The sequence below is a fragment of the Chryseobacterium sp. 2987 genome, from assembly GCF_031456375.1.
GTDB lineage: Bacteria > Bacteroidota > Bacteroidia > Flavobacteriales > Weeksellaceae > Chryseobacterium > Chryseobacterium vaccae.
Genome location: NZ_JAVDUN010000002.1, coordinates 182,748 through 207,133, shown reverse-complemented (window position 1 = coordinate 207,133; position 24,386 = coordinate 182,748). Strand labels below are relative to the sequence as shown.

Annotated in this window: 29 protein-coding genes and 1 riboswitch; of the genes, 17 read left to right on the top strand and 12 right to left on the bottom strand. The window is 37.2% G+C overall.

The window, feature by feature from the left end:
- Positions 1–202 precede the first annotated feature (202 nt).
- Together J2Y40_RS05985 and J2Y40_RS05980 are read left to right on the top strand one after the other, a co-directional pair.
- On the top strand, positions 203–373 hold the full coding sequence (locus J2Y40_RS05985) for a bacteriocin (protein ID WP_153399649.1): 171 nt from the start codon (positions 203–205) through the stop codon (positions 371–373).
- Positions 374–781: 408 nt separating this feature from the next.
- Positions 782–961: a hypothetical protein gene (locus J2Y40_RS05980; RefSeq protein WP_153399650.1), complete on the top strand. Its 180-nt coding sequence runs from the start codon at positions 782–784 to the stop codon at positions 959–961.
- 251 nt (positions 962–1,212) lie between these two features.
- On the opposite strand, the gene J2Y40_RS05975 is transcribed toward J2Y40_RS05980, so the two are convergent.
- The 5 genes from J2Y40_RS05975 to J2Y40_RS05955 form a co-directional block, all read right to left on the bottom strand.
- Positions 1,213–2,148, bottom strand: coding sequence for a putative sulfate exporter family transporter (locus tag J2Y40_RS05975; RefSeq protein ID WP_309997753.1), 936 nt, complete (start codon positions 2,146–2,148; stop codon positions 1,213–1,215).
- Positions 2,149–2,297: 149 nt separating this feature from the next.
- The gene (locus J2Y40_RS05970) at positions 2,298–3,173 is read right to left on the bottom strand and encodes a LysR family transcriptional regulator (RefSeq protein ID WP_309997751.1); all 876 of its coding nucleotides are present in this window, start codon (positions 3,171–3,173) and stop codon (positions 2,298–2,300) included.
- 153 nt (positions 3,174–3,326) lie between these two features.
- Positions 3,327–4,634, bottom strand: coding sequence for a voltage-gated chloride channel family protein (locus J2Y40_RS05965; protein ID WP_309997749.1), 1,308 nt, complete (start codon positions 4,632–4,634; stop codon positions 3,327–3,329).
- 30 nt (positions 4,635–4,664) lie between these two features.
- Positions 4,665–4,732, bottom strand: a riboswitch (Fluoride riboswitch).
- A 51-nt stretch (positions 4,733–4,783) separates the two neighbouring features.
- Positions 4,784–5,623 (bottom strand): GLPGLI family protein, encoded by an 840-nt coding sequence (locus J2Y40_RS05960; RefSeq protein ID WP_153399656.1) that lies wholly within the window; start codon positions 5,621–5,623, stop codon positions 4,784–4,786.
- 71 nt (positions 5,624–5,694) lie between these two features.
- A complete protein-coding gene (locus J2Y40_RS05955) occupies positions 5,695–6,162 on the bottom strand; it encodes an acyl-CoA thioesterase (RefSeq protein ID WP_153399660.1) in 468 nt (155 codons plus the stop codon).
- 119 nt (positions 6,163–6,281) lie between these two features.
- On the opposite strand from J2Y40_RS05955, the gene J2Y40_RS05950 reads away from it, so the two are divergent.
- Together J2Y40_RS05950 and J2Y40_RS05945 are read left to right on the top strand one after the other, a co-directional pair.
- Entirely contained in the window at positions 6,282–6,638 is a 357-nt protein-coding gene (locus tag J2Y40_RS05950) for an arsenate reductase family protein (RefSeq protein WP_153399664.1), read from the top strand.
- A gap of 124 nt (positions 6,639–6,762) precedes the next feature.
- On the top strand, positions 6,763–6,951 hold the full coding sequence (locus J2Y40_RS05945; RefSeq protein ID WP_153399665.1) for a hypothetical protein: 189 nt from the start codon (positions 6,763–6,765) through the stop codon (positions 6,949–6,951).
- Positions 6,952–7,310: 359 nt separating this feature from the next.
- Here the strand turns inward: J2Y40_RS05945 and gcvT are convergent, their stop codons facing one another.
- The 3 genes from gcvT to idi are packed head-to-tail and all read right to left on the bottom strand — an operon-like array spanning position 7,311 to position 9,381.
- Positions 7,311–8,387: a glycine cleavage system aminomethyltransferase GcvT gene (gcvT, locus tag J2Y40_RS05940; protein ID WP_309997744.1), complete on the bottom strand. Its 1,077-nt coding sequence runs from the start codon at positions 8,385–8,387 to the stop codon at positions 7,311–7,313.
- A 10-nt stretch (positions 8,388–8,397) separates the two neighbouring features.
- Positions 8,398–8,871, bottom strand: coding sequence for a hypothetical protein (locus tag J2Y40_RS05935; protein WP_153399667.1), 474 nt, complete (start codon positions 8,869–8,871; stop codon positions 8,398–8,400).
- On the bottom strand, positions 8,872–9,381 hold the full coding sequence (gene idi, locus J2Y40_RS05930) for an isopentenyl-diphosphate Delta-isomerase (protein WP_309997742.1): 510 nt from the start codon (positions 9,379–9,381) through the stop codon (positions 8,872–8,874).
- A 520-nt stretch (positions 9,382–9,901) separates the two neighbouring features.
- On the opposite strand from idi, the gene J2Y40_RS05925 reads away from it, so the two are divergent.
- Both J2Y40_RS05925 and J2Y40_RS05920 read left to right on the top strand, forming a co-directional pair.
- The gene (locus J2Y40_RS05925) at positions 9,902–10,303 is read left to right on the top strand and encodes a phosphoheptose isomerase (RefSeq protein ID WP_153399669.1); all 402 of its coding nucleotides are present in this window, start codon (positions 9,902–9,904) and stop codon (positions 10,301–10,303) included.
- 99 nt (positions 10,304–10,402) lie between these two features.
- Positions 10,403–11,362, top strand: a complete 960-nt coding sequence (locus tag J2Y40_RS05920) for a D-2-hydroxyacid dehydrogenase (RefSeq protein ID WP_153399670.1) — start codon at positions 10,403–10,405, stop codon at positions 11,360–11,362.
- 112 nt (positions 11,363–11,474) lie between these two features.
- Here the strand turns inward: J2Y40_RS05920 and mscL are convergent, their stop codons facing one another.
- On the bottom strand, positions 11,475–11,846 hold the full coding sequence (gene mscL / locus J2Y40_RS05915) for a large conductance mechanosensitive channel protein MscL (protein WP_153399672.1): 372 nt from the start codon (positions 11,844–11,846) through the stop codon (positions 11,475–11,477).
- 236 nt (positions 11,847–12,082) lie between these two features.
- Here mscL and J2Y40_RS05910 point away from each other — a divergent pair, with 236 nt between their 5' ends.
- Positions 12,083–13,597, top strand: coding sequence for an NAD(P)H-hydrate dehydratase (locus tag J2Y40_RS05910; protein WP_309997738.1), 1,515 nt, complete (start codon positions 12,083–12,085; stop codon positions 13,595–13,597).
- Between the two features lie 99 nt (positions 13,598–13,696).
- Here the strand turns inward: J2Y40_RS05910 and lgt are convergent, their stop codons facing one another.
- Positions 13,697–14,569 carry a prolipoprotein diacylglyceryl transferase gene (gene lgt, locus J2Y40_RS05905; protein ID WP_394349984.1) on the bottom strand — a complete coding sequence of 291 codons (873 nt, stop codon included), beginning with the start codon at positions 14,567–14,569 and terminating at the stop codon, positions 13,697–13,699.
- A gap of 427 nt (positions 14,570–14,996) precedes the next feature.
- A complete protein-coding gene (gene yidD / locus J2Y40_RS05900; protein ID WP_062697076.1) occupies positions 14,997–15,239 on the bottom strand; it encodes a membrane protein insertion efficiency factor YidD in 243 nt (80 codons plus the stop codon).
- Between the two features lie 103 nt (positions 15,240–15,342).
- On the opposite strand from yidD, the gene J2Y40_RS05895 reads away from it, so the two are divergent.
- Positions 15,343–16,620, top strand: coding sequence for a replication-associated recombination protein A (locus J2Y40_RS05895; protein WP_153399676.1), 1,278 nt, complete (start codon positions 15,343–15,345; stop codon positions 16,618–16,620).
- 50 nt (positions 16,621–16,670) lie between these two features.
- Here J2Y40_RS05895 and J2Y40_RS05890 read toward each other — a convergent pair whose 3' ends face one another.
- The gene (locus tag J2Y40_RS05890) at positions 16,671–17,105 is read right to left on the bottom strand and encodes a hypothetical protein (protein ID WP_153399678.1); all 435 of its coding nucleotides are present in this window, start codon (positions 17,103–17,105) and stop codon (positions 16,671–16,673) included.
- 316 nt (positions 17,106–17,421) lie between these two features.
- Between J2Y40_RS05890 and J2Y40_RS05885 the strand changes: the two genes are divergently transcribed.
- Genes J2Y40_RS05885 through J2Y40_RS05845 form a run of 9 tightly spaced genes read left to right on the top strand, consistent with a single transcriptional unit; the run spans position 17,422 to position 24,385 of the window.
- Positions 17,422–18,093: a Pvc16 family protein gene (locus J2Y40_RS05885; RefSeq protein ID WP_185152036.1), complete on the top strand. Its 672-nt coding sequence runs from the start codon at positions 17,422–17,424 to the stop codon at positions 18,091–18,093.
- An 11-nt stretch (positions 18,094–18,104) separates the two neighbouring features.
- A complete protein-coding gene (locus J2Y40_RS05880; RefSeq protein WP_309997731.1) occupies positions 18,105–20,108 on the top strand; it encodes a phage tail sheath C-terminal domain-containing protein in 2,004 nt (667 codons plus the stop codon).
- Between the two features lie 24 nt (positions 20,109–20,132).
- A complete protein-coding gene (locus J2Y40_RS05875) occupies positions 20,133–20,570 on the top strand; it encodes a phage tail protein (RefSeq protein ID WP_309997729.1) in 438 nt (145 codons plus the stop codon).
- An 11-nt stretch (positions 20,571–20,581) separates the two neighbouring features.
- Positions 20,582–21,040, top strand: a complete 459-nt coding sequence (locus tag J2Y40_RS05870) for a phage tail protein (protein WP_153399684.1) — start codon at positions 20,582–20,584, stop codon at positions 21,038–21,040.
- Positions 21,041–21,050: 10 nt separating this feature from the next.
- Positions 21,051–21,224, top strand: a complete 174-nt coding sequence (locus tag J2Y40_RS05865) for a DUF5908 family protein (protein WP_153399686.1) — start codon at positions 21,051–21,053, stop codon at positions 21,222–21,224.
- Positions 21,221–21,988 (top strand): hypothetical protein, encoded by a 768-nt coding sequence (locus J2Y40_RS05860; protein ID WP_309997726.1) that lies wholly within the window; start codon positions 21,221–21,223, stop codon positions 21,986–21,988. Before J2Y40_RS05865 ends, J2Y40_RS05860 begins: the two co-directional genes overlap by 4 nt.
- 6 nt (positions 21,989–21,994) lie before the next feature.
- Positions 21,995–23,665, top strand: a complete 1,671-nt coding sequence (locus J2Y40_RS05855) for a phage baseplate assembly protein V (protein ID WP_309997724.1) — start codon at positions 21,995–21,997, stop codon at positions 23,663–23,665.
- 1 nt (position 23,666) lies between these two features.
- The gene (locus tag J2Y40_RS05850; RefSeq protein ID WP_309997722.1) at positions 23,667–23,957 is read left to right on the top strand and encodes a PAAR domain-containing protein; all 291 of its coding nucleotides are present in this window, start codon (positions 23,667–23,669) and stop codon (positions 23,955–23,957) included.
- 11 nt (positions 23,958–23,968) lie between these two features.
- Positions 23,969–24,385: a GPW/gp25 family protein gene (locus J2Y40_RS05845; protein WP_153399693.1), complete on the top strand. Its 417-nt coding sequence runs from the start codon at positions 23,969–23,971 to the stop codon at positions 24,383–24,385.
- Position 24,386 lies beyond the last annotated feature (1 nt).

Here is a 24,386-nt window from a genome sequence, read left to right as displayed (position 1 = left end):
GGAATTTCCGGGAGGCTATTTTATTTTAATCTTTTGTGCGCGTCACGGTTTGTTGTGAAAATCGGAATTTAAAGCTGTATAAGTTTAAAATCAGTATATTATTGAGATTTACACTGAATTATGTTGCATGTGATTAATATTTGTTTAACTTTGAAAGACAACTGAATTATATTATTAATCTCCAACCTAAATCACAATCATTATGAAAAACGCTAAAAAACTAACAAAAACAGATCTTAAAAACATTGTAGGAGGAGTTGGCGGAGTAGCGACTCCCGATCTTTCAAAATGTGGCTGCAGCTGCACAGGAGCGGTAACAGGGCCAACCTACTGCATAAAGTATAAAAGATGTCTTCAGGTAATGACTTGCTGATATAAAAACATTTCATACAGTAAAACCTTTCAAGAAATTGGAAGGTTTTATTTTTAAAGCTGTCCGGGCTTTTCTTTACAGGGCAAAACAATAACTTTTAACTTTCATTTTAAAATAAAAATAAATATAAACACTTTTAAGAGCTTTAAAAAAGAAGTCCATTATCATTTTCTTGAACCATTATAATACACTGCTATTTTCAGATATCAAGGCTGTTGAAAGCATCAGGTAATAAAATTGTTTAATAAATATACCGGATCAGAAACTCTTTATTATATCAATAATACTAATGATATCAAGCTTTTATTAAATTTTATAATAAATTATGTTGCGAATAATTAATATTTGTTTAACTTTGGAAGGTAACTAAACTATATTATTAAATCTCAAAACTAAATCACAACCATTATGAAAAATGCTAAAAAACTAACAAAAACAGATCTTAAAAACATTGCAGGAGGAATAAGCGGAAAACCTGATTTATCTCTTTGCGGATGCAGTTGCTCAGGTTCTGTAACCGGACCATGGTACTGCGTGCAGTATATCGCCTGTACACAAGGATATAACTGTGGCGAGGCAGCAATGTAAGAATGATTTCAGTTAAGAAATAAACATTTCCACATTTAATATGCAAAAGCCTTTCGGATTTCCGGAAGGTTTTTGTGCTTTAAGCTTACAATAATAAGTCCGCTTCATCGAATCAACTGAGTTAATTCCTACCTTTGCCTCCTGAAATAAGCAGTATTATAAATGTTTGCGTTCCAAAAAAATAGGTGCAATTTGAATTAATTATAAGTTGATTATTTATCCGGAATAGAGATACTTTCCCATGCATTCCACTAAAAAATAATATAAAGCAAACTTCCTATGCTGATTACGATCCATAAGATAACAGCCATTGCCAATGGTTTAATTCCAATCGTTTTTAAAGTCTGTATCGAAAGAGTAGAACCAATAAAAAATAAAGTCAGATTCAGTCCGGATTTGGCGAGTGAAGTTACACTGCTGCTAAAACGTTCAAAGACAGGAAAATAAGTATTCAGAAGAATAGCAAGAACAAACCATCCGATAAACCATGGAATTTTAATTTTAGACTTATTGTTTTTGAAAATAAACATGGTAATCACAGAGACCGGAATAATCCATAGCGCACGGGCCAGCTTTACCGTTGTAGCAGTTTTTAAGGCTTCAAATCCGTATTTTCCGGCAGCACCCACTACAGAGCTGGTATCATGAATTCCTACTGCACACCACAATCCAAACTGCTCCTGTGAAAGATCAAGCATATGCCCGATAACGGGATAGATAAATAAAGCGATAGAATTTAAAGTAAAAATGATGGCAAGCCCCAACGATATTTCTTTGCTATCTGGTTTTATGATAGGAGAGACGGCTGCAATGGCACTTCCTCCGCAGATTGCTGTTCCGGCGGAAATCAGATAAGAAAGTTTCTTCTCCAGCTTAAATACCCGTCCCAGAAAATATCCCAGTACCATAACGGTTATAATACTCATTACAGTTAAAAGAAAACCAGATTTTCCGGCTTGTAAAGCTTCATCAAGTTTAAGTCCGAAACCCAAGCCGACAATGGAAACCTGAAGAAGCAAATGAATATATTGATGAAGATGCTTCTCAAATGGATTTCCAATAAGAACAACTAAAACAAACCCGGATGCTAAAGCGATCGGTGAAGAAACCCATGGTGTGAGACAAAAAACAGCAAAAATGATAAAAATTATTTTACGTAACGCGTTGTTTTGGATGAAATCTTTCATATAACAAGTTTTGAAATCAGATCCCAAAATTCCGTAATTTAATATTACAAAGTAAATCGTATTTTGTTATAATGGATAACTTTTTATTATAACTAAAGGTGAAAGGTGAAAGATGTTTTTGTTAGACGAAGTTATGTTGTGTGTTTTAATTAGCTGGTAAATCTCAAAAACAATTTAATTAATTCTGATTGTTCCCCTTTGGGAAGGATGAAATGGAAATTTCTTTCGATGCTGAAGTTTTTAATATCAACTACTGTAAGGGTTTTGTTTTTCAGTTCATTGATGATGGTGCTGATAGACAGGAATGCCATAGAGTCTGAATGAAGAAGGTAATTTTTGATGCTTTCACTGCTTCCCAGCTGAATAACCGTATGAAGTTCTTCAATATCAACATCTTTTTCCTTTAATCGGTTTTGAATAAACTCCTGCGTTCCCGAGCCCTGTTCCCGGAAAATAAGATCCAGGCTGTAAAGATCCTTCAGGCTTAATGTCTTATGGGCTAAAGGATGATCAGATTTTGCAGCCAGCACAATTTCGTCAGCTTTAAACGGTTGGTAATCAAAAAAAGAAGACTGAGATTCTCCTTCAATGATACCAAGATCTATTTTACCTTCCTTTAAAAGATCAGAAATAATTTCAGTATTGTGAGCGATCAATTCGATCTTAATATCTTTGTAATAACTAATGAATTTGGCAAGAATTTCAGGAAGTACATACTGGGCAACGGTAGTACTGGCTCCAATAATGAGCTTTCCTTTGTGCTGTTCATTAATTTGGCTGATCTCAAATTCCAGGTCGCGGTAGATATTCCGGATCTTTTCAGCATATTCAAATAAAATTTTTCCACCTTGTGTAAGCTGAATAGAAGTCCCTTTTCGGTCAAACAGCTTTGTTCCCAGCTGGCTTTCAATCTCTTTAATGTGTTTGGTTACGGCAGGCTGGGAAATATGCAGCTCTTCTGAAGCCTTGGTAAAGCTCAGTCTGGAAGCTGTTGTATAGAAAACTTTTAATCTGTAATCAAACATCCTGTGGATTTATGGGGCAAACTTAAGGATTTTCCGGGAAAGAGACCGTGGAAATGGTCAATGGTGAATTGGCTTTGCCGTGAATTTTTACGCACAGCCCCAATTCACCATTGACTTACACAGCAAAATTCACCATTGACATTTCTACCACTTTTACAAAAACTCCGAAACAGACTTATCTTCCTGAGCTGCATACCTTCTGTTCTTAGCTTCTCCAATCTTCTGTTTCGTATAAATACTGTTATGGCCGGAAAGTAGGTAAGATACTACACAGGCAGTCGCTATATAAACTCCGGATTCAGCTCCGAAAAGTTCGATTCCCATCAACATACAGGCCAAGGGAGTATTAGTTGCTCCGGCAAAAACGGCAACAAACCCCATTCCGGCAAGCAGACCAAACGGCAGCGGAATAAAAAGAGACAAAGCGCTTCCTAAAGTGGCTCCGATAAAAAATAAGGGAGTTACTTCACCACCTTTGAATCCGGCAGAGAGTGTGATTATCGTCAATATCATCTTTAAAGCAAAATCATAAAGGGGAAGCTGCTTTTCGAAAGATTCTACAATAACCGGAACGCCAAGACCAATATATCTTGTAGTTCCCATAGCGAATACTGTTAAAGCGATAATAATACCTCCAATTACAGGGCGAAATGGAGGATATGTGATCTTTGATTTAAAAACCAAACCTGCCCAATGGATAACCCTGCTGAAAGCAGCAGCGCAGATTCCAAAAATAATACCAGCCAGAATACTATATAGAAAAGGCAGAAATTCCAGTTTGGGGATAATGTCGATATGATAATGAGTGTGTTTTATATTCCAGAGACTGGTGGCCCAATCAGCAAGAATAGCAGAAGCAAAAGCGGGAAAAATTGCATTATACCGAATTCTTCCGATCAGGAAAACTTCAAGCCCGAATACCGCTCCGGCGAGAGGGGTTCCGAAAACAGATCCAAAACCGGCAGCAATGGCAGCAATCAGCAGAATTTTTCGTTCATTCTTATCCAGTTTGAATGGTTTACTGAGCTGGTCGGCTATGGCTCCGGCCATCTGAAGAGCAGTTCCCTCACGGCCTGCTGATCCTCCAAAAAAATGAGTAGCAATAGTCCCCAGATAAACAAAAGGAGCCATTTTGAACGGAATAGTTTCTTTCGGATCATGGATGCTGTCAATCAGCAAATTGTTTCCGGCCTCAACATCTTTTCCGAAATAATAATATAAAAGCCCGATTAAAAAACCAGCTACAGGAAGCAGAGCAATCAGCCAAAGGTGATTTTCCCTGAAATGAGTTGCCCATTCCAAAGATTGAAGAAATCCCGCAGATGCTGTTCCCACAAGAACTCCAAGGATCATACTAATACACAGCCATTTTGCAAGATAAGGCAGCGCAGGATATTTTCTGAAGAAAAATTGCAGATGAAAAATTGCTTTTCTGTTAAATGTTCGTTGGTTTTTTGACATAATAATCCTGATAAGTTATTGTTAATAATCTCTTAATCAGGCGTCATCAGCTTTTGTAAAGCGGTTGGGTAAGGAAGAGCACCATTTCCTTTTTTGATACTGCAAATATAGGAATTAAGATTACAAGATAAAAGATCTTACCGTTATGTTTAGTATATAGGATAGTGTATTGCTTTATCTATTTCAATAGGATTGTTGTACTTTCTGATAACCTCCTGCATGCTTTTCGTTTGGGTATTCAGTTCATCAACTGTACGGATTTCTTTTCCGTTGATATTGATTTTCAGATCAGTGTTGGTTTTACTGAAATTATTTCGTTCAAAAGCAAACGGATCATTATAAAACTCCATAGTAAGCTTGTATTTCTGCTTTTCACTGATAGGAACCGCCTTATTTCCGAAATTAGATTCTACAAAATTCTGAGTAGAATAAACTTCCGATAGTTTTTGACTTTTAACAAGAGTATAAATAAAGTTATCCTTACCATCTGACAGTTCAAAGATCAGTCCCGGCAGACCCCGGAACTTAAAAGGTCCTTCATTGAAAGGAATGTCTTTACAGAACCACGCGGTCCAGCTTCTGCCTCCGAATTTCGCAACGGCTTTTTGTAAAGTATAGTTTTCAACCTTTTTGGTATCGTCAGAAATAATCCAATTTATTTTGTCGTTGGTTTTGAAAGAATAATATCCTTGTTTAATATTGAGGTAATTTTCATGCTCAAAAGAATTGATCTTTCTTTTCACGATCTGGCCGGACATGTCCGTATAACTGGAATTCATCCCGAACTTTTTATTTAAAGAGTCAGTAATAGCCAGATCCTGTCCATAGAACTTTACTTCTTTTGGAGTAATATCAAGGATCATATTCTGCTTCTCATGATGCTTTTCTGTAGAATCCATCTTATACTGTAACTGATAAATAAACCGATGTGTCTGGGCCTGAACCAAAGCCATAAGTAGTACAGCCGTAATCGTAAAAATATTTTTCATGGGTTATAAAAAATGCGGGGTTTCATTAAACTGTTTATCTAACTATTTTTATCTTCAATTTCATACACTGTTTACAAAAACGGTTTCATTTCGTCTTCTATCTGCGTTCTCAGGTCCATAAGCCGTTTAGCATACTGTTCCTGCTGCTTTTGTTCTTCCGTTTCAGGAACCCATTTGGGTACCGGCAGTTTTTTACCGTTTTCATCTACTGCTACAAAAACAATGATACAGTGTGTTTTTTTATCAAAAGTAGGTTGTTTAAGATTTCTTGAAAAAACATTGATGGCAATATGCATGCTTGATGATCCAGTATAGATCACCTGTGCATCTACTTTAACGACTTCTCCGATTTTGATGGGCTCGTAAAAACGGATTCCTCCTACATAAACCGTCACAGAATAGTTTCCGCTCCATGTCGTGGCGCATGCATAACCTGCCTGGTCAATCCACTTCATGACACTTCCACCGTGTACGTTTCCCCCGTAATTAACATCTGAGGGTTCCGAAATAAACTGAAAAGTAATAGGTTTGTTATCCATCTTTATAAAATTTGAATAAAGTTATTTAATAATTTTCAGAATCTTAGATTAAATCCTACTTTTGAGCAGCGAAACTTCAAATAAAGACCGAAATTTAACCAATAACAGATTAAAAAACAATGAAGAAAGTATTTTATCTTAATACATGCGATACCTGCAGAAAGATTTTAGCACAATTTGACCTTACAGATTGGGAACTTCGTGAGATCAAGAAAGAACCGATAACCAAAGAAGAGCTTGCGGAAATGCATAAAAAGACAAAATCATATGAAGCATTATTCAGCAAAAAATCTACGCAGATTAAAGCAAGAGAACTAGATGTAAAATCTTTGGGTGAGAAAGATTTTAAAGAACTGCTTCTGGATCATTATACCTTTTTGAAACGTCCGGTTTTCCTTACAGAAAAGGAAATTTTTGTTGGAAATGATAAGAAAAATATTGAAGCCCTGAAAGTATTCTTCGGAGTAGAGGAATAGCTCTTGTTCAGTATATAAAAAGTTTCGGCTCCGCAAAGCGGAGCCGAAACTTTTTATATTTAAAATACTACTCATCAGTATTTTAAAGTTTTATTCATATATTTAAAATACCAAAAATAGTAGTATGAATAAAAACATTTTTAAAGCCCAAAAACTAGGCCGGCCAGCATTAAAAGAAATTAGCGGTGGTGGAAAAGTAATTGTAGTCAACTGCTATACGCTTTGTGGTGAAGCCGGAGGAGTAGTTTCAAATCATCCCGGAAGAGGGGATATGTGTACCCCGGACAGGTCACTCTGTTGTTATTGCAGATAATGAAAAATACAGAGATTGTAAAATTTACAGTCTCTTTTTTATTTGTTGATTAATAAAAACCGGAGATTTTTAAAGTCTAAGTGAACTTAAAATAATTTCCCACAGATTCCACAAATTTCACTGATGTTTGCGGATGTTTTTTCTCTCGCAAATTTAGCAGATGTTTATCTTTTGTGAACTTATAAATTCAAAGATATTAAGCTTAAAAATAGCATGAGTGCCAAAATCTTTTGTACCATTGACTTCGTCGAACCTTTGGTTTGTGGTTAAAAGATCTATTGAAAGGAATATTGAGTCATTTATATAAAAAAAGAGACCATCATGAAGACAGTCTCTTATTCAATATCATATCAGAACAATTATACAAAAGGAGCTTTTACCACTTTTGCGGGAATGTTCTTATTTCTTACCTGGATGAAAATTTCAGAACCCAGTTTGAAGTGAGGCTTATCCACATAAGCTAAACCTAAACCGATCTTTTTCATTGGAGACTGTGTTCCGGAAGTTACTTTTCCAATCACGTTTCCTTCAGCATCTACCACAGGGTAGTCATGTCTTGGAACCCCTTTATCCTGAAGCTCAAAACCTACTAATTTTCTGGTTACCCCTTCTTCTTTCTGTTTTGCGAAAACATCTTTAGACACAAAGTCTTTATCAAATTTTGTGATCCATCCTAAACCAGCTTCAATAGGAGAAGTAGTGTCATCAATATCATTTCCGTAAAGGCAGAATCCTTTTTCAAGTCTTAAAGTATCTCTGGCAGCCAGTCCGCAAGGAATAATTCCTTCAGCTTTTCCGGCTTTCATGATTTCGTCCCAAAGTTTTACGGCATCCTCATTGTTGAAATAGATTTCAAAACCACCACTTCCTGTATATCCTGTATTGGAAATGATCAGATTATTTACTCCGGCAACACTTCCTACAGTGAAGTTATAATAAGGAATCTCTGAAAGGTTGGTTTCAGTAAGCTTCTGAAGTATTTCAGTAGCCTTAGGTCCCTGTACAGCCAATAATGACATATCATCAGATGCATTGGTCATTTTAGCCCCAAAAGTATTATATTTTGAAATATGATTCCAGTCTTTATCGATATTGGAAGCGTTTACTACAACAAAATATTTGTCGTCCTCCATCTTATAAACGATAAGATCATCCACGATTCCTCCGTTTTCATTCGGAAGGCATGAATATTGTGCTTTTCCGTTTTCCAGAGCGTCTACATTGTTGGTTGTAACCAATTGTAAAAGGTCTTTAGATCCCGGTCCTTCAATGAAGAATTGTCCCATGTGTGAAACATCAAACAATCCTGCTTTTTCTCTTACCGCAAAGTGCTCTTCCGTTACTCCTGAATATTGTACAGGCATTTCAAAACCTGCAAAAGGTACGATTTTAGCGCCTAAAGAAGCGTGCTTGTCGTATAAAGCTGTTTTCTTCATATTTTAATTCTTATTTCTTTATTTTAAAGCTGTTAAAAGTTTCATTAAAAAGGCTCATATAATTTCCATTCCAGAATTTCTGCCCGCAGTTGATGGAAACCAGATAAATGCTTTTATCTTTCTGAAAAGCCCGGGTAACCCAGAACAGTTTTTCCTTTTCGTCAAAATACTCGTAGAAATATTCTGTATATCCCTTTTTGCCTTTATTTTCTTTGATTTTGTTTTCCTCCTCATTGGATTTGTATAAAGCCAGTATGAATTTTTTCATTTCGGCTTTAGGAATTTCAAGATCGTGGTATTCTGAAATGGTTACAGCACCAATCTCACTCGTAGGAAAAATATTGATAATATCGCTGTCGTTGGTAGATTTCCATCCGTCAGGAACATTAATGGAGTAATTAGGGCTGTCATACACTTTTGATTTCTGAGCAAACAACAAGCTGCCTGATAAAAAAGTGAATGCTAAAAGTGCTTTTTTTATCATTTAAAAATGGTGTTTATATTCTTCAAGGATGATTTTGAACCATTCTGTAAAATGCTCAGGAGAATTGGCTATTTCTTGATCTAGATCTTCCATTGAAATAAACCTTACTTCTTCCACTTCCTCTTTATTTAAATTGAATTCAGATTCGTAATTCCCGGTAAATACATAATCCAGCTCATGTTCCCAGAGTCCTCCGCCTACATCAGCCTTGTAAATGAAATTAAACTTTTCAGAAAGTTCTGTTTCAATTCCCAATTCTTCTTTTAATCTTCGTTGGGCACCTTCCAGATAAGTTTCCTCTTTTCTGGGGTGAGAGCATACCGCATTAGTCCATTGGTTAGGAGAATGGTATTTCCCGGAAGCTCTTTTCTGAAGAAGCATTTCCCCGTTGTTGTTAAAAAGAAATACAGAAAATGCACGATGCAGAAGCCCGTTGACATGAGCCTGCTGCTTTTCCATCAAACCCAGAACTTCATCTTCAGGATTTACTAAAACTACAAATTCTTCCATTTCTACAAATGTAAGCCTAATAAATGTATTTTGGAAATTTTTGGTAAAACATCATATTTTATGGTTGCCAGGCTCTTTCTTCCTCCTTCCAGCGTATTAAGCTTAAACTCTATTCATCTAATTTCTACCCAATAAAATTAAAAATGACAAAATCAGACAAACCTACACCTTATTCAATAGGGTTGGGCTTTAGCCCAACACCCATAAAAAACAAAATTCGTAAAAACACCCATCCGTAAAAATTCAACATCAATAAAATCCAACATCCCGCATGTTTCACCATTGAAGTCTAATACAAAACAAGTCGCAATACTTATATCATAAATTCATTCGGATCAAATAAATCCAATAACATAATAAATAATAATTAAGAAAAATTTTAATAAAAATGATTTATTGAGAAGTAAAATATTTATATTATTCATTGAATATATGTTTTTATAGTAAAATTTTAACATAAACCCAATTTGATACTTCTGTTAGTTTTAAAAGCCTTAACTTTACATCTTAATTAGAAGTGATGGAATTAGAATACATAGAGCACGTAAGTCCGATTCTTAAGGACGGGGTGAAAAATTACTTAATTGATATCGACGGAACCATTACAGATGATGTTCCCAACGAAGAACCGGAAAGAATGGTTACCTGTGAGCCTTATCCTGACGCACTCGAAACAATCAACAAATGGTATGATGAAGGGCACCAGATCTGTTTTTTCACATCAAGAACAGAAAACCTGAAGCAAATTACCATAGACTGGCTAGATAAGCACGGTTTCAAATACCACAGCGTACTCTGCGGAAAACCAAGAGGAGGAAACTATCACTGGATAGACAATCACCTGGTAAGAGCTACAAGATACAAAGGCAAGTTTACAGACCTTGTAGAGAAGCAGGTTACCATAGAAGTTTTCAAAGATTAATCAACGATAATGCGAAGATTTAAAGATTATAAGAAGAAGTGTACGCACAGAAAATTCTATAATTTTTAAATCTTTCAGTTTTTAATATATATTGTATTTATGAAAGTTTTAGCAAACGACGGTCTCGATCAATCCGGAATTGACGCACTTACTGAAAAGGGTTTTGAGGTGATTACAACAAAAGTTCCTCAGGAGTTTTTAGTGGATTATATTAATGAACATAAGATCCGTACCCTGTTGGTGAGGAGTGCTACCCAGGTTAGAAAAGATATTATTGATAACTGTCCCTCTCTTGGGATCATTGGACGTGGAGGAGTAGGAATGGATAATATCGATGTGGATTATGCCAGAGAAAAGGGAATTCATGTGATTAACACTCCTTCTGCTTCTTCAGAATCAGTGGCAGAACTTGTTTTTGCGCACTTGTTTTCGGGAGCAAGATTTCTTCAGGATTCAAACCGTAAAATGCCTCAGGTGGGAGATACAGAATTTGCCGCTCTTAAAAAAGCATACACCGCGGGAATTGAATTGCGAGGGAAAACCATCGGAATTATAGGAATGGGCCGAATTGGGCAGGAAGTTGCCAGAATCGCATTAGGATTGGGGATGAGAGTGATCGCAGCTGATAATAATGTAGGAAAGGCCAGCATCAAAGTAAAATTCTATAACAATCAGTTTATTAATGTAGATATAGAAACAGAACCACTTCAGGATGTTTTAAAACACTCAGATTTCATTACGCTTCATGTGCCTGCTCAGAAAGAGGGATATATGATCGGTAAAAATGAATTTGATAGTATGAAAGACGGAGTAGCGGTAGTCAACTGTTCAAGAGGAGGAGTGATTGATGAAACGGCCTTAATTGAAGCATTAGATTCCGGTAAAGTAAAATTTGCAGGATTAGATGTTTTCATTAACGAACCGGTACCTTCCAAAGAAATTTTAAATCATGCTAAAATCTCCCTGACACCCCATACAGGTGCATCAACACTGGAAGCTCAGGATAGAATAGGGCTTTCGTTGGCGGAGCAAATTTCAAGTATTTTGCAGATTCAATAAAACGCAGTACAGCATAAAAAAGAAAGACACTTCAATCTGAAGTGTCTTTCTTTTTTATACATTAAACTTGTTTAAACTTTTTAGCAGGACATTAAAAGTTTAAACAGCTTTATTATTTTTGTTTCAGGAGATCTCTAATTTCCGTCAGTAGTTTTTGGTCTTCAGTAGGTCCGGCAGGAGCAGCCTCTTCTTTTTTGATGATTTTGTTAGCTCCTTTTATGATCCAGAAAAGTACCATTGCGATACACAGGAAACTGATAACGGCAGAAAGAAAATTACCATACGTAACCCCATTCCATGAAAGTTTTGAAATGTTCTCGGCGCCTGCAGCCTTCAAAGCCGGATTCAGTAACAAAGGAGTAATAACATCCTCTACTAAAGATGAAACAATTTTTCCGAATGCACCTCCAATGATCACACCGACTGCCAGATCAAGTACATTGCCTTTAAAAGCAAAGTCTCTAAATTCTTTAACAAATCCCATAATTTATATTTTTTAATTAGTATCCACACAAAAATATAATTAAAAAATGTAAAAAACACCACTTTTTATCGTTTTTTTATCTCTAATATGCGGAATTTTATTATTGATATGAGTTGTATTTTTATATGAAGTTAGATTTAATTTAAATAATTTGTTTTATGATTAAATCATGTTTACGTTATTTCTTAAATCGGTTGTAATGAAAAATCTTTTGTAATTTGCCTAAAACTTATCGTATGAAAATCTTTACTGCAGAACAAATTCGTCAATGGGATGGGTTTACCATTTCTCATGAATCAATTACTTCTCTCAAACTGATGGAAAGAGCAGCTTTGGCACTGGCCGGATGGATCTCGGAAAACTGTAAAAACTATACCAGATTAGCCCTTTTTTGCGGTCATGGAAACAATGGAGGCGATGGGTTTGCAGCAGCCCGCATTCTGTACACCAAAGGATTTGATGTTGAGGTATTTGTACCAGACCTTAAAGCTGAATTTTCTGAAGATGCTTCAGTGAACTTACAAAGGCTGAAAGATTTCTCAGGGATTTCAGTCCGGGAACTTAATGGAACGGAAGAATACTCATTTGATAATGAAACGGTTATTGTTGATGCTCTTTTTGGAACGGGGCTGTCCAGACCTTTAGATGGAATTTACAAAAAGCTGGTTACGGAAATTAACGGAAAGGATAATGTGAAGATTTCTGTAGATATTCCTTCTGGTTTGTCAGCAGATACTATTTTTACAGATGATACGGTTGTTTTTAAAGCTGATTACACATTAAGTCTTCAATGCTGGAAGAAGAGTTTTCTGCATCCGGAAACAGGAAAATATACAGGGAAAGTAGTTGTTCTGGAGATCGGGCTAAGTCCGGAATTTCAGAAACAGGAACAATCTGAAAATTATGTTGTTGATGAGCGTGTGATCTCCCGGATTTTTAAACCTAGAGAAGAATTCTCCCATAAAGGAACCTATGGAAAAGTTACCATTGTTGGCGGAAGTTATGGCAAAATAGGTGCAGCAGTATTATCCACCAAAGCTGCGTTGAAAACAGGTGCCGGACTGACCTTTACGCTGGCACCCGACTGCGGATATATGATTTTGCAGACAGCGTGTCCCGAAGCGATGTTCATAAAAGGAGGTGATGAATATATTGAAAATATTGATAATGAAGAAAATAGCATGTACGGTATCGGGCCGGGATTAGGAATCCATGAGAAAACCAGAAAAGCTCTTTTGGCCTTTTTAAAAGGATACAATAACCCCGTAGTGTTAGATGCTGATGCATTGAATATGCTTTCAGATAAACAGGAGAACCTGAAATATATCCCAGGAAAATCGATTATCACTCCACATCCTAAAGAATTTGAAAGATTGTTCGGAAGCACAGCCAATTCCTTTGAGCGTTTGGAACTGGCCCGTAAAAAAGCAGGTGAACTTAATATTTATATTGTTTTAAAAGATCATCATACCCAGATCGTTACTCCTGAAGGAAAAGTGTTTTATAATATCACGGGAAATGCCGGACTTGCCAAAGGCGGAAGCGGAGATATTCTTACCGGGATTCTGACCTCACTGCTGGCTCAGGGATATTCAGTAGAAGAAACCTGTTTGCTGGGAGTTTGGCTTCACGGAAAAGCAGCTGATCTGGCTGCGGAAAAATATGCTAAAGAATCAATGCTTCCAACAGATGTTATTAATGAATTGGGAAATGTTTTTGCAGAGTTGAATAGGAAGAAGGTAAAATTGTAGAAGGAAAAGACATACAGAAAGTAAGAGTATACAAAAAGACCAGTCTGCATGATACAAACTGGTCTTTTATATTGAAGATAATTTCTTTTTATTTTCAGACTATTCCGGTTTTTCGTTCTCTGCCGGAGTGATTTTGAACTTCTTGGAAACCATCATAATAATTACCCCTGCAATCATAAATGGAATGGAAAGTACCTGTCCTGTATTAAGTGCGCCCAATTGGATGAACTCATCGCCTTGAGGTTCTTTCAGGAATTCAACAAAGAATCTTACTGCCCAAAGAATAATGAAAAACAGTCCGAACAACCATCCCTGCTGGTATTTTTTATTGGTTTTTCTGTACAATATCCATAATAAAATGAATAGACATATATACCCGAATGCTTCAAAAAGCTGGCTCGGGTAACGTGGTACAGTAACTCCGTATTCATCACTTTGCTGAGGGAAAAGAATAGCGAACGGAGAATTGGGATCTGCCGGTTTCCCAACAATTTCGGAATTGAAAAAATTTCCCAGTCTCACAAATGCTCCGCCTAAAGCAACTACAATTCCCAGTCTGTCATATACCCAGAACGGATTTTTTTTGATGACTCTGAATGAGTAGTATAAGGTGGTAAAGATCAGCGCAATCGTAGCTCCGTGGCTGGCTAATCCCGAAAATCCTGTAAACTTAATCCCGTTTTTAGTGCTTATAGGTAAAAACACACTCCAGAAATCTTCTTTGAACAATTCCGGCTGATAGAAAATAACGTGACCAAGTCTTGCTCCGAGAATGGTTCCAATCAGCGTCCAGGTAAAAAGAGGCTCCAGATATTTTTGGTTGATGTTGTCAATCTTAAAGATTCTGGTCATCAGGATATACCCGAATCCGAAAGCAAAAACAAACATCAGGCTATAGAAATGCAGGGTAAAAGATCCTATCTGGATTCCTTTTGATGGATCCCAGATTTTGAAAGATGTTTCAAGGGCCACATGATCAGATTCAGTAATGGGTTTTGCAGATTTTACAGCGTATTTAAAATGTTTAATGTTGTCCTGGGTAACCTGACCTTCAATCAGTTTGAAATCTTTATCAAAAAACTGATAATGAGCACTTTTATATTTCACCAGAGTCAGCATGCTGTAATTGAGATATGCCGGTTCAAAACTAGACTCATTCAGAATAACCAAAACATTTTTATCGGTTGGTTTTTCCGGAAAAGCACTAAGATCGTCGTTTTCTGTTGTAGAAAAAATCTTTACCGGAATGCTGCTTTCATTTACTTTTAACGTTCCGTCAGACAGGCCTCCCGGATATTCCTGTGCAAAAGCAATTTGCGTAAAAAAGGCAAAAATAAAGAGGTAAATTCTGAAAAAAGTAGTACTCATTTCTATTGATTTAATAGTTGATTTATTAATCTTATTTTTTGGGTGGAACAGGATCGTAGCCGCTGCCTCCCCAGGGATGACATCTTGAAATTCTTTTCGCTCCCAGCCAGAATCCTTTAAAAATACCGTGTACCTGAAGAGCTTTTACCATGTAATGAGAACAGGTAGGCTCGTAACGGCAGTTTTTGGGAAGCAGAGGCGAGATGAACCATTGGTAAAATTTTATCAAAATTACCAAAGGAAAAGTAATGATTTTATTGAATGTAAGTTTCAAAACAATGCAAAAATAGGGTAAAAAAATGAAAATTAGTTTAATTTTGTTAGAAGTTTCGGAGAACCAAAATCGGATTCTCTATTCAAAAAAAAATAAAATTATCTTGAGCCAGAATATACCATTAGCCGAAAAATTAAGACCTAAAACATTAGATGAAGTTTTAGGACAGGAGCATCTTACCGGTGAAAAAGGCACGATCAGGAAAATGATCGAAAACAATACACTGAACTCCCTGATCCTTTGGGGCCCGCCGGGAACAGGGAAAACAACACTGGCGGAAATTATTTCTGAAAAATCGGGAAGAAAATTTTATAAGCTTTCAGCCGTTTCATCGGGAGTGAAAGATGTGCGGGATGTGATTGAAGATGCCAAAAAACAAAATCTGTTTTCCGGAAAATCACCTATCTTATTTATTGATGAGATTCACCGCTTTAATAAATCCCAGCAGGACTCATTATTACATGCTGTTGAAAAAGGATGGATCGTTTTAATTGGAGCAACTACAGAAAACCCCAGCTTTGAAGTGGTTTCCGCATTGCTTTCAAGAAGCCAGGTGTATATTCTGAAAGCACTGAGTTATGAAAAGCTTGAAGAACTGATTGATACCGCGTCTGAGAGGTACAATAAAGATGAGGGAACAGACTTTAAAATTCTTGAAAAAGAAGCTTTCATCCAATATTCAGGAGGAGATGCCAGGAAGCTGATTAATTCTGTGGAATTGGTTTTGAATCAATATAAAAATTCGGATACCAATGAAATTATTAATGCAGACGTTCTTGAAGTACTTCAGGAAACGATGGCGCTGTATGATAAAAACGGAGAGCAGCATTACGATATTATTTCTGCTTTTATCAAATCGATGCGTGGTGGTGACCCGAACGGAGCGGTGTATTGGCTGGCCAGAATGATTGCAGGAGGTGAAGATATCAAATTCATCGCACGGCGGATGCTGATTCTGGCGGCAGAAGATGTAGGTCTGGCTAATCCTAATGCGCTGGTTATTGCCAATAACTGTTTTCAGGCGGTGAATGTAATCGGAAACCCGGAAGCAAGGATTATATTAAGCGAAACAGCGGTCTATCTGGCGGTTTCTCCAAAGAGTAACTCGGCTTATATGGCCATTAATGATGCGCTGGCACTTGTGAAACAGACAGGAAATCTTCCCGTGCCGCTGCATTTACGAAATGCACCAACCAAACTGATGAAGGATCTGGACTATGGCAAAGAATATAAATATGCCCATTCGTACGAGGGTAATTTCGTAGAACAGGAATTTCTTCCGGAAGAAATTAAAAACAGCCGGTTTTATGAACCCGGAAATAATGCTACCGAGAAAAAAATCTTCGAAGAGTTAAAGAAAAAATGGACGAATAAATATTAAAAAAGAAGGATGCCGGCAGGTATCCTTCTTTATGTATAAAAAAAGAAAATTTATTTATTGGTGATGAATAACGTCTTTTTTCCGTTATGATCTTTAACGTCAAACTGCCCCTGAACAATATCGGCATATACTTCAATGCTGGTATCAGGGAATTCTGTTCCTTCAATGAAAACCGGGGTTTCCGGAGCCAGATTATACTGTCTGTTCATCTGGGATAATGTTACCCGATCCAGACCTTCATATCCTTTCTTAAACTTAACTTCAGAAAGCCCGTTCTGAGCAATGAAGCTGTATTTTTTCAGGTTTTGAGGCAGGCTGGCAGCATTTTTATAATTTACTGAACTCTGTACCACCTCTTTTCTTGTATTAAACATCTTTACGGTTCCGATAACGTCATTGGCAACAGCGAACTTTACAGAAGAGTTGGTCTGGGCAAATAAAGTTGCAGAAGACAACAATAAAAAAGAATAAAGTAATTTTTTCATAATCAGAATGGATAACTGTTAAAAACGGGATAAATATAACTATTTTTTATAGAATGTTAATGTATTTTTGTGATATTTCGATAATTACTTAGAAATATATGTTTTTATTGAGGATATAATTTTTAGAGATTATATTTCAATAGCCTGCTTTTGCGTCCGATCGTTATACCCTATATATTTACAAACAGGACAGGATGACTTTAGCCTGATAATTTTCAGTTTTTTTTAATTGGGGCTTTTTCCCTGTATATATAGGGTGTTTTTCCTGTGATTTTATTAATTGATGTTATATAGCTTTGTTAGTATAAATAACGTCATGAAAATCAAAGAGTTCCTTTCCAGACTTGTTGCTGCTGTGAATGCAGAAATAACAGGAACCCCCATTGTTGAACTAGCCAATATAGCCACTTTAAACGATGGAGATGAATTTCTTTCTTCCAAATCTTCTATCATTTTATCAATCGTCAACATAGAAGAAGATAAGATCCTTAAAAATCAGAGTTTATACAAGAACCAGCTTTCACCGGGGGGCAGCATGGAAAAATACAGAAATCCAACTCAGAATTTAATTCTATCACTCTTGTTTGCCTCTTATAATATAGACCAGTCGAAATACACAGAAGGAATAGATAAGCTGGAAGTCGTGATCCGGTACTTTCAGAATAAAAATGTTTTTTACTGGCAGGCTCCCAATTTATTGGAAAATATACCGGAAACCGGTTCTTATGATAAGCTTGTATTTGAAATGGTAAGCCTGAAGATGGATCAGCTCAATCAGATGTGGTCCTGTCTTGGATCCAGATATATCCCTTCAGTGCTGTATCGGGTACAGATGCTTTCCATTCAGGCAGAAGAAACTACATCAGATAAAATCATTGAAAAAGCTGATGTCAGACTTTGGGAAAACAATCCGCATGACTCTGCCGGACATCTCGAATCAGGTGTCTTCACCAAAAATGCCAATAACGAAATTATACCAACTACATAAAATTAATCATCATGAATATTAGTGCCATTAAAACCCCGGGAGTATATATCAATGAAATTGATGCATTTCCTCCTTCCATTGCCAATGTGGCAACCGCTATCCCTGCATTTGTAGGATTTACAGAAAAGGCCTCGCTGAAAAAAGATGCCGTGAGGATTACTTCGATGCTGGAGTATGAACAGATTTTTGGAGGAGCACCTGAGCCCAAAAGTATTACTGTCGTTTTAGACGCAAACAACCAGCCTACGGATGCCTGCAAAGTTGAAGAAAGCATCTTTAAGCTCTATAACAGTCTACAGCTTTTTTATGCTAACGGCGGCGGGGTCTGCTATATCGTTTCTATAGGAATCTATGATGATCAACCGGATTTTACAAGCGCCGGAACAAAAGATTTATTTATTGCAGGTCTGCAGTTATTAGAAAAGAAAGACGAACCTACTTTATTATTATTTCCTGATGCAGCGGGTTTATCAACAGCTAATTTACTGGGAATGGTTCAGGCAGAAGCATTAAAACAATGCAATAAGCTTATGGACAGGTTCAGCATAATAGATGTAAAACAAGAGGCAGATTTAATTCAGGACAGCGAAGATTTCAGAAATGAAGTCGGAAACCAGTTCTTAAAATACGGAGCAGCTTATTATCCGTATCTGCAATGTAATTTTCCGTATCAGTTCAGATTTCATTATATCAATGCGCAGGTGAACTTTTCAGACATCTATAAAAATGATGCTAAGATTGTAAAACTACTGAGTGATTTTCAGGAATTGTATTCGGAAATATATGATAACAGTTACGAATTTAAATGGAGCAGCCTGGATAAAGAAAAGACAACTGTTGAATTTGAAGACAATGATCCCGAAAAAACATTAAACACAAACGCCTATATCGATAAAATATGGAAGCTGTTGGCTGTTTTCAAAGAATTAAATTCAGTTACCAACGGCTCTTATAAGAGTTATCTTAAAGACATTGTCTCTGTTAATTTAAAAAAATATGCACAGCAGCTCTTTGATTTTAAAGGAGAATATGATACGCTGCTGGTGCAGACATTACCAAGCCTAGATATTGAAGCAGGAACTGCATTTGGAGACGTCACCCGAAATCTGACAAATGATGAAAAAACGCTTGTCAATAACACCTCTTTTGATACCATAATATGGGGAAGTTTAGCTATGGCTGATTCTTACAAAGACAAGCTGAACATAAAGTTAATTGATCAGGATGGCAATGAAATAAAAGACGGAGCAAACAGCTTGAAAATTATTAACATTCCTATTATTCAGGCTGAATTAGATAAAATACTGTCAAATGTTGTTCAGACGATGAATTCGGTATTGAGTGCAATTTCAAATTATATTCTGGAAGAAGAAAAGAAGCTGATCACCCAGCTGCCGTTATTCAAACAAATTACCGATAAATTATCCCAATTTATGAATACCGTTCCGCCTTCCGGAGCTATTGCAGGAATTTATGCTCAGACTGATGCTACCCGCGGAGTATGGAAAGCTCCAGCCAATGTAAGTATAAACGGAATCGTTGGATTAACGGATGATATTAACGACAAAGATCAGGAAGATATGAATATTCATGAAACCGGAAAATCCATCAATGCGATCCGAAAATTTACAGGAAGAGGAACTCTGGTCTGGGGTGCGAGAACGCTGGCCGGAAACAGCAATGACTGGCGTTATATCAATGTGAGAAGATTAGCCAATATGATTGAAGAATCAGCGAAAAAAGCCTGTATGCAGTTTGTATTTGAGCCCAATGTTGCTCAAACCTGGGTTAATGTAAAGGGAATGATCGAGAACTACCTGACCACTCTCTGGAATGATGGTGCTTTAGCCGGAGCAAAACCGGAGCACGCTTTCTTTGTAGCAGTTGGATTAAACCAAACAATGTCTGCACAGGATATCCTTGAAGGCAGAATGATCGTAAAAATAGGATATGCCCCTTCAAGACCTGCAGAATTTATCATTTTGGAATTCAAACAGATGCAGCAAAAATCTTAATTATTAATTCTAAAACTATACAACATGACAAGTACAGATTTTCCGCTACCAAAGTTTCACTTCAGTGTAGAATGGGGCGGCAGTAAAATAGCTTTTACAGAAGTATCCGGACTCAATAAAGAAATGGATATTATAGAACACCGGGTAGGATCAAGTCCTGAATTCTTTAAAAAGAAAATGCCGGGAATGCTTAAGCTCAGTAATATTACGCTCAAAAGAGGAATATTCGCAGGAGATAATGAATTTTATGACTGGTACAATACTGTTGCATTAAATACCGTGGAACGCCGTAACATCACTATTTCTTTATTAAATGAAAACCACGAGCCTAAAGTCGTATGGAAAGTAAAAGATTGTTTTATCGTTTCCTTAAAATGTACAGATATGAAATCTGATGCCAATGAAGCAGCCATAGACTCTGTAGAAATTGCCAATCACGGATTTACAATGGAGCACCTATAAATCTAAACATTATGTCTGACAGCAATCCCATTCCCGGTTTTTACTTTTCCGTCATCTTTGAATTATTGCCGCAATTCAGTATTGATACAAAATTTCAAAGTGTAAACGGATTGAAGGTTACGATGGAAACGGAGCCTTATACCGAGGGCGGACAAAATAAATTCAAACACAGCTTGCCGCTGCGTTCAGGATATCAGGATCTGGTTCTGAAAAGAGGATTAACTTCGGATATGTCTGGCTTATCCATGTGGTGTAATCAGGCATTGGAGGATTTTGTTTTTTATCCCGCCAACCTGGTTGTTTCCTTATTGAATGAAAAAGGAAATCCTCTGAAAGTATGGTATGTATCCCATGCCATCCCGTTGAGCTATGAATTCAGTGATTTTGATGCAGAACAGAATAAAATTGTGATTGAAACCATTACACTGAAATATAATTTTTTTAAAGAACTGCCGGTTCCAGGCTTTTAATACTTGAAAAATGGCTATTCAGATTAAAGAATTACACATCAAAGTGAAGATTGAAGAAGAGCCGGTAAATTCTACCCGTTCTGAGCAGACAGATCCTCTGAAGATGCAGGAACTGAAATCGCAGCTCATTAAAGAGTGTACCCGTGAAGTACTGGAAAAACTTAAAGAAAAAAAAGAAAGATGATACAGGCAGCATTGGGTATTATAGACAAAATGCGGATCGAAGTTTACGAGGATAATAAATATACCACCCCCAAAAAAAACATTTTCGTACAGCTCAATCCGGAGAAATATACCCGCAAAAACAATGTTACATTCTCCGAAGATCAGCCGATGGGAGCTTCAGCCAATAATCTCAGCTTCAGCAAAAGCCAGAGCGAAGAAGTGACTTTCGATTTTATTTTCGACAGTTCGGGTGTTGTACCGCCGGGAAAGATAAAAGACGGCAAAGGAGAGATGTCGTTACTGGATAAAGCAGGAGATGTTCTGGATGCACTTACCCCCGCCATTGTAAATCCTTTTGCAGAGGTAAAATCGGTGGAGGAGCATGTGGAAGCATTTAAAAATCTTACCATCGGATATAACGGAAAAACTCATCAGACCGCTTATTTGCAGCTTCTTTGGGGAGCATTCAAACTCCAGTGCCGCATGAAGAGCATGGATATAGAATATACGCTTTTCAGAAAAGACGGACGGCCGATCAGAGCTAAAGTTAAATGTGTTTTTAAGGCAACAGCAACACATCAGATCATGGTTGCAGAGCAAAATAAAACATCTCCGGATCTTACCCATCTTAAAACGGTGAGTATGAATGACAAACTGGTGCTTATGGCAGAAAATATCTATGAAAATCCTTCATATTATGTGGATGTAGCTCAGGTCAATAAGCTGTTAAGCTTCAGAAAAATAGAAACCGGGCAAAACATTTCGTTTCCGCCTATTAAATAAAATGATATGCCAGTTCAACCTTATATACCGACTGATGATCTGCTAAAACTGGAATTTTTAACAGATGGGAAAAATAACGGCCTTGACACGCTATTGAAAGATGCACAGGTGGCCTTTGAACTGAATAAAATCCCTTTTGCCAAATTTACTTTTATAGCTCCAAATCCTGATGTAGAAACTCCAGCTGGATCACCCACAGATCAGCTTAAAAAAGGACAGAAAATAGAAGTGAAAGTAACGGTGAATAAAAAACCTGAGACCCTGTTCAAAGGATTTATTAAGTCTGTTGAACGAAAAATCAGCGAAAGTGGAACTACCATAAAATTAGAATGTAAAGACGAGGCTTATCAACTGACTGAACCTTCTGAAAAACCAGATAACAGTACCGAAACTTTCAAAACAAAATTAGACGAATTTTTAAGTCAGGCCAATGTTGCCAATAAACTTCAGTCAAAAGGGCAAAGCTGGGAAAATGAAAAGATCACCCGTAATCTGCATACCCTTCCCTGGGATTATCTTGTAGGATTTCTAGATTCAGTTGGTCTGATGGTGAATGTAAGAAACGGGGAATTCAATGCTTTGGATATTTTAGAACCTGCTTCCGAAGAAAAGTATTGTGCAGAAAACGGAATCAATGTATTCTCATTTTCGTGCAGGGAAGATGAGACTAAAAAACTGAGCAAGGTGTCAATCGGCTATTGGGATCTTTCTTCTCAGGCTATGGAAAAAATTGAAACAGAACAGGAGGCTGAAAAAAATATAAAGACCCTTACCCTTAATGAAAGCCGGCTTTTAACCGCTACAGTGACAAGAATAGCAGATACATTTCTTAAAAAAAGCAGCCATACGGTAATTCAGGGTGAGCTTTTAACTTTCGGAAATCTGGAGGCTAAAGCAGGAGATTTCCTGAGCTGTAGTAAGGTGAATAAAGAAATTGATAAAAAGAAGTTGCTGATTGGCAAAGAGCACCACACCTTTGAAAATGGCAGCTGGAAAACCGAATATACTTTCGGAATAGAAACAGAACAGTCTTTTATTGAAACGAACTTTCCCTCTGTTCCGGCTCAACAGGCACAAACCGGGCAAGTCAATTCAGTAAGCGGATTACAGATTGGCGTTGTGACTCAGATTGAAGAAGATCCTGATAGGCAGTTCAGAATAAAAGTAAGAATACCCACACTCTCCGAAAAAGGAGAGGGGATCTGGGCAAGATTAGCCAGTGTATTTTCAGGAAAGAAAATGGGAAGTTTTTTAATTCCCGATGTAAATGATGAGGTTATTGTAGGATGCCTGGGAGATAATCCGGATACCCCTGTAATTCTGGGAAGTCTTTACAGCTTAAAGATTGAAATGCCGTTTCCCATTCAGAAAGAAAACTACATAAAAGGTCTGGTCACCAAAGAAGGGACTACCATACAGCTGGACGATGATAAAAAATCTATCGAACTCAGTACAAAAAAAGGGAACAAACTCCTGATCAGCGATGATAAAAAAGGCTTTGTATTGGAAGACCAGAATGGAAATAAGATCCTGATGAATGCCGACGGAATCACATTAGACAGCAGCAAAGACATCATTCTTAAAGCAAAAATGGATTTCAAAATGGATTCGGCAAAAGCGGCGCTTTCTGCGTCTGCCACAATGGATGTAAAAGGAGGAATCATAAAACTCAATTAATATGCCCGCAGCAGCAAGAACCAGTGACATGCATGTATGTCCGATGACTACAGGAACAGTGCCCCATGTTGGGGGACCCATTTTACCGGGAGGAAATTCTACTGTATTAATCGGAGGAATGCCCGCTTCGGTAGTAGGAGACAGTTGTGTTTGTACAGGGCCGCCAGATACCATCGTAAAAGGTTCGGCAACTGTACTTATTGGTGGAGTTCCCGCCGCAAGAATGGGAGATTCTACCGCACACGGAGGAGCCATTGTTTTAGGCTGTCCCACAGTAATTATAGGAGATTAAAAAAAATAAGCATGAAAACAGATGACTTTTTGGGAAAAGGATGGGGATTTCCTCCGGCTTTTAATAGCATCACAGGAACGGTTGAAACGGTTTCCGGTGAAAAAGATATTCAGGAAAGTCTGCAGATTTTACTGAGCACACAGCTTACAGAAAGGATAATGCGGTCAGACTTTGGCTGCGATCTCACACCGCTTCTGTTTGAAAATGTAACCGTAACGCTCCTCACAAAAATTAAAGGCATTATTGAACATGCCATTCTGAAATATGAGCCAAGAATAGATTTGAATGATATTTATTTTGGTTCAGAAACCAATGCTACACAGGGGATAATCAGAATTGAAGTTGAATACACCATCCGCGCTACCAACTCAAGACTTAATTATGTGTTCCCGTACTATCTGGAAGAAGGAACTTTTATAAAAATCTGAT